Origin of the sequence: Streptomyces sp. SID4985, from assembly GCF_009863025.1 — a bacterium.
GTDB lineage: Bacteria > Actinomycetota > Actinomycetes > Streptomycetales > Streptomycetaceae > Streptomyces.
Genome location: NZ_WWIR01000104.1, coordinates 1 through 5,047, shown reverse-complemented (window position 1 = coordinate 5,047; position 5,047 = coordinate 1). Strand labels below are relative to the sequence as shown.

Below are 5,047 nucleotides of genomic sequence, written 5' to 3'. Positions count from 1 at the left end.
GCGTCGTACGCCGAGAAGTTCGGGTTCGTGCCCTCCGAGACCTGCCCCGTCCAGGGCGGCGCCACCGGCGGCACGGGCGGCGGCGACCCCACGCCTCCCAGCCCGACCCCGAGCGGCGGCCAGGACGGCGGCGCGACCGGCGGCACCCAGAACACCGCCGCCGAGGGCACCGCACCCCAGCTGGTGACCGACGGCACTCCGGCCGACGGCAGCGTCCTGGTGACGTACCACGCGGTCGGCGGCACGCTCAGCGCCACCGCGACGGTCCCGAGCGCGTGCGCCGGAACGGTCTACTTCACCGGAATGGTGCCGGTGGTCTGAGCCGCCGCCTCGGCGTCCTGCCGCTCCGGGCCCTGGTCCTGGTCCTGGTCCGGCGGCAGGATGCCGAGTTCCGCGTCGCGCACGGCCTCCGCCTCGCGGCGCAGCAGCCGGAACCACATGAAGACCACGAAGCCCGCGAAGACGAACCACTCACCGGTGTAGCCGAGGTTCTGGAACGCCTTCAGATCGAGACCGGTCCCGGCGGGCGCGGTGGCGGGGACCGCCTTCATCCCCGTGTCGCCCTTGTCGAGGGTCACCCACGCGTCGTAGAGCCGGTCCGGCACCAGGTTGACCAGCGAGGCCGGGCTGATCGCGGCCGTCTGCCCGGCGGGCAGCCCGCCCTGGGCGCTGACGCCGTTGTCCCCGGGGGTCTCGGGCGCCTGGAGCGCGCCGGTGACGGTGACCTCGCCGGTCGGCGGCGCGGGCGCGGTGTGCGCGTCGGCCTTCCCCGGCAGCCAGCCGCGTACGACGGGCAGGGACTTGCCGGTGCCGGTGCGCAGCAGGGTGAGCACGTAGTACCCGGTGCGGCCGTCGAGCTGCCGGTCCGGGACCAGCAGCTGCTTGCCGTACCGCCCGCTCGCGGTCACCCGCTCGCCGGAGGTCCGCTTGTCGACGGGCAGCATCGTGGCCAGCGGCCGTGCCGTCCCGCCGCGATCGGAGGACGCCTGCTCGGTGGCGGTGCGGGAGTCCTGCACCCGCCCCTCGAACCGGCTCAGCTGCCACGACCCCATGAACACGCAGAACGGGACGGCGAGCAGCACGAAGACGTTGATGCCCCACCAGCGGGGTGTCAGCAGAAACCGGTACACACCCCAACGGTACGGCGGCCCGCCCACGCGCCCTCGCGGGGGGCCCGCGTGCGCTTCGCCGACGCGGGATTCCCGGGTCGGGGATGCTAGGGGCATGAGTGAAGCTGTGGAGATGCCCGACTGGGAGAAGCGGTTCCGGGCGCCGCGCGTCTCGCTGCCCGACTGGGCCGAGGACGCGCCGGAGCGGTCGCTGTTCGTGTCGAACGCGACCGGCACCTACGAGCTGTACGCCTGGGACCGCGCGAGCGGTGCCCAGCGGCAGGTGACGGACCGGCCCAACGGCACGACCGACGGGGTGCTCACCCCGGACGGCGCGTGGATCTGGTGGTTCGACGACAAGGACGGCGACGAGTTCGGCGTCTGGCGCCGCCAGCCCTTCGAGGGCGGCCCGGACGAGCCCGCCGTGCCCGGGATCGAGCCCGCCTACTCGGCGGGGCTCGCCCTCGGCCGGGACGGGCGTACGGCGGTCGTCGGGCGGTCCACGGACGAGGACGGTACGACGATCCACCTCGCGCGCTCCGGGGAGGAACCGGTGGAGCTGTACCGGGACCGGGAGTCCGCCGGGGTCGGCGACCTCTCCCACGACGGCTCGCTGATCGCGATCGAGCACACCGAGCACGGCGACGCCATGCACGCGGCGCTGCGCGTCGTACGGACCGACGGCGGCACGGTCGCCGAGCTGGACGACACGCGCGGCGGCACCGAGGAGCTGGGGCTTGAGGTGCTGGGCTTCGCCCCGGTCGACGGTGACACCCGGCTGCTCATCGGGCACCAGCGCCGGGGCCGCTGGGAGCCGCTGGTGTGGGACGTGGCGACCGGCGCGGAGACCGACCTCGCGCTGGAGCTGCCCGGCGACGTCGCCGCCGAGTGGTACCCGGACGGCAGCGCCCTGCTGATCTCGCACGGCTTCGAGGCGCGCAGCGAGCTGTTCCGCTACGACCTGGCGGACGGCACGCTGACCCGTATCCCGACCCCGCCGGGCACGGTCTCGGGGGCGACGGCGCGGCCGGACGGCAGCGTGGAGTACCTGTGGTCGTCGGCGGAGGAACCGCCGGTCGTGCGGTCCACGTCCGGCGCGGTGGTCCTGGACCCGCCCGGCATGAAGTGCCCGCCCTCGGTCGCGGTGGAGGACGTGTGGGTGGAGGGCCCCGGCGGCCGCATCCACGCGCTGGTCCAGAAGCCGGCGGGCGCCACCGGCCCGCTCCCCACGGTCTTCGACCTGCACGGCGGTCCGACCTGGCACGACAGCGACTCCTTCGCCGCCGGACCGGCCGCTTGGGTGGACCAGGGGTACGCGGTGGTCCGCGTCAACTACCGGGGCTCCACCGGCTACGGCCGCGCCTGGACCGACGCGCTCAAGCATCGGGTCGGCCTGATCGAGCTGGAGGACGTCGCCGCCGTCCGCGAGTGGGCCGTCTCCTCCGGCCTCGCCGACCCCGAGCGCCTGGTCCTCACCGGCGGCTCCTGGGGCGGCTATCTCACCCTGCTCGGCCTCGGCACCCAGCCCGAGGCGTGGACGGTGGGCATCGCGGCGGTCCCGGTCGCGGACTACGTCACGGCGTACCACGACGAGATGGAGGCCCTGAAGGCCATGGACCGCACGCTGCTGGGCGGCACCCCCGAAGAGGTCCCCGACCGCTTCGAGGCGTCCTCCCCGCTGACCTACGTGGACCAGGTCAAGGCCCCGGTGTACATCTCCGCGGGCGTCAACGACCCCCGCTGCCCCATCCGCCAGATCGACAACTACGTGGACCGCCTCCGCGAGCGCGGCGCGGCCCACGAGGTCTACCGCTACGACGCGGGCCACGGCTCCCTGGTCGTGGACGAGCGGATCAAGCAGCTGTCCCTGGAGATGGAGTTCGCGCGGCGGCACCTGGCGCCCTGAACCGGCTGAACGCCCCGGGCGGCCGGCGGGACTCAGCCGAGTTCCGCCAGCCCCCGGCGCGTTGCCGCGACGACCACGCGGTCTCCCTTGCGGAGGACGTAGTTCGTGGGGACGTCCGGGTAGCCCTCCAGGGCGAGGACGCGCCAGCCGCCGGGGTGGAACGCCTCGGCGAGGGTGTGGCCCTCCAGTTCGGGGTGGCCGGTGACCTCCACCGAGGCGAAGAGGAGGACGCGGCGTTCCACCGGGAAGGCACCCAGGACGCGGCGGCCGAGCATCGCGCCCGCGAAGGCGGGGGCGGACAGATAGGTCACGCTGCGGCTGCGGGTGGTGGCCTGGGGGTGGGCGGCGCGCAGGGTGCGGTAGACGGCGGTGGCGAAGTCGTCGTCGTACAGGCGGAGGACGACCCGCAGGTCCGGGCGCAGTGAGCGGGCGTAGAGGGCCGCCTCCAGGTTGGTGGTGTCCGCGCTGGTCACCGCGAGGAGTGCGGACGCGCGGTGGATCTTGGCCGACTCCAGGACGCCCTCCTGTGTGACGTCCCCGAGGACCACCGGGACACGGAGGCGCCGGGCCACCGCGAGCCCGCGCGCCTCGGGCCCCGACTCCACGCACACCACGGGGATGTCCAGCTCCCGCAGCCGTACCAGCACCCGGGTGCCGATCTTGCCGAGGCCGAGCAGGACGACATGGCCGCCCAGGCCGCGCGGCGGCTTCCGCAGCGCGCCCACCGTGCGGAACGTGCCGAGCCCTTCGAGGACCGCCGCCAGCAGCACCGGCAGCAGCAGCAACCCCGTGAGTCCGGACAGGAGTTGGAGGATCTGGCGGCCGATCGACTGGCCCAGCGCGGGCTCGTCGATCGCGAACAGGTCGAGCAGGGTGAGGTAGAACGCGCCGAGCGGATGGATGCCGGTGACGAGCCACAGCGCCACCGCGAGCGCGAGCACACACCCCGCGAGCCCCGCGAGGGACCACCGCAGGCGGGGTGAGAACAACGAGGTCAGCGGCGGTACGACCCCCATGCCGAGGCCCGCCCCGGCCGTCTGCGAGGTGCGCGCGGAGACCTGTTCCAGCACGATCCGGGACCGGTTCCCGGCCTGCCGTACCTCGTCGTCGTCGGGCAGCATCCGGGGCCGCTGGTCGGGGGAGCCGTCCGCCGCATCGGGGAGCGAGAGCAGCGCCAGCGTGCACAGCCCGGGAGCGCCCTCCGGCGGCGCCGCCCGCTCCACCGCGCGCAGCATCAGCCCGTCGGTGTGCACGACCCGGCTGGTCCCGGTGAGCGCGGTGGCGGCCAGCGCGGGCGCGGCGGTGTCAGCGTCGGACAGCACGGTCGTCGACCCGTCGGGCAGCCCGAGTTCGTCATCACCGGCTGCCAACGCGGCTGCCTGATCGAGGAGTTCCTCGATGTGCTGCCCCAACCGCCGGTTGTAGAGCCGCAGAACGAGCCGGACGCGGGGGTTCAGCCGCCGCGCGGTCAGCGCCGCGCGGATGTTGGTCTCGTCGTCCTCGTACACCAGCGCCAGCGCCGCCGCCCGGTCCACCCCCGCCTCGGCGAGCACGGCCTCGGTGGCGGCCGGGGCCTCCAACACGCGCTCACCGTAGGAGCGTTGAGGGGCGGGTGGCGGCACGGCCGCGTTCGCCCCGGCCCGCCCGACCGCCGCGTTCACCACGCGGTCGAACAGCGCCGCCGACGCCGACCGAGGCGGCCCGACCATCGGCGGCCCCGCCGTGTCCGCGCCCGGCGGTACGACCAGGACGACCTGCTCGCCGTAGACTCCGCGCAGTTCGGCGGTCAGCCGGCGCGCCAGCCCGTCGTCGCCGCACACCACCATGTGCCCGGACGCTCCGCCCGTACCGCCCTGTCCAGGAATGGTCCCCACGAGGGGAAAGAGTGCCCCAAGGAGCGGCCCGGTTCCAGGGATGGCGTGAACGGGCGCGCCCCGGGGTGCGTACCGCCCGAAGGAGTACCGATCCGGAGGGAACACCCGTGGCCATCACCGAGGACGCCCCGCCCGCGCGCACGGGCGGCGAGGGGGAG

General features: G+C 74.6%; 3 protein-coding genes and 1 pseudogene. 2 read left to right on the top strand and 2 right to left on the bottom strand.

Going from position 1 to position 5,047, the window contains the following annotated elements; all coding sequences use genetic code 11:
- Positions 1-321, top strand: a pseudogene (locus tag GTW40_RS04385) (hypothetical protein); the annotation flags it as partial.
- Here GTW40_RS04385 and GTW40_RS04380 read toward each other — a convergent pair.
- On the bottom strand, positions 291-1,130 hold the full coding sequence (locus GTW40_RS04380) for an SURF1 family protein (RefSeq protein WP_161178815.1): 840 nt from the start codon (positions 1,128-1,130) through the stop codon (positions 291-293). The pseudogene GTW40_RS04385 and the gene GTW40_RS04380 overlap by 31 nt on opposite strands.
- Positions 1,131-1,224: 94 nt before the next feature.
- Here GTW40_RS04380 and GTW40_RS04375 point away from each other — a divergent pair, with 94 nt between their 5' ends.
- On the top strand, positions 1,225-3,015 hold the full coding sequence (locus tag GTW40_RS04375; RefSeq protein WP_161178814.1) for a prolyl oligopeptidase family serine peptidase: 1,791 nt from the start codon (positions 1,225-1,227) through the stop codon (positions 3,013-3,015).
- A 32-nt stretch (positions 3,016-3,047) separates the two neighbouring features.
- On the opposite strand, the gene GTW40_RS04370 is transcribed toward GTW40_RS04375, so the two are convergent.
- Positions 3,048-4,841, bottom strand: a complete 1,794-nt coding sequence (locus GTW40_RS04370) for an NAD-binding protein (RefSeq protein ID WP_161178817.1) — start codon at positions 4,839-4,841, stop codon at positions 3,048-3,050.
- Positions 4,842-5,047: the final 206 nt, after the last annotated feature.

Excerpts from the sequence above, each read along its gene's own strand:
- GTW40_RS04375 (WP_161178814.1), top strand. The coding sequence starts at position 1,225 with ATGAGTGAAGCTGTGGAGATGCCCGACTGGGAGAAGCGGTTCCGGGCG.
- GTW40_RS04370 (WP_161178817.1), bottom strand. The coding sequence starts at position 4,841 with ATGGTGGTGTGCGGCGACGACGGGCTGGCGCGCCGGCTGACCGCCGAA.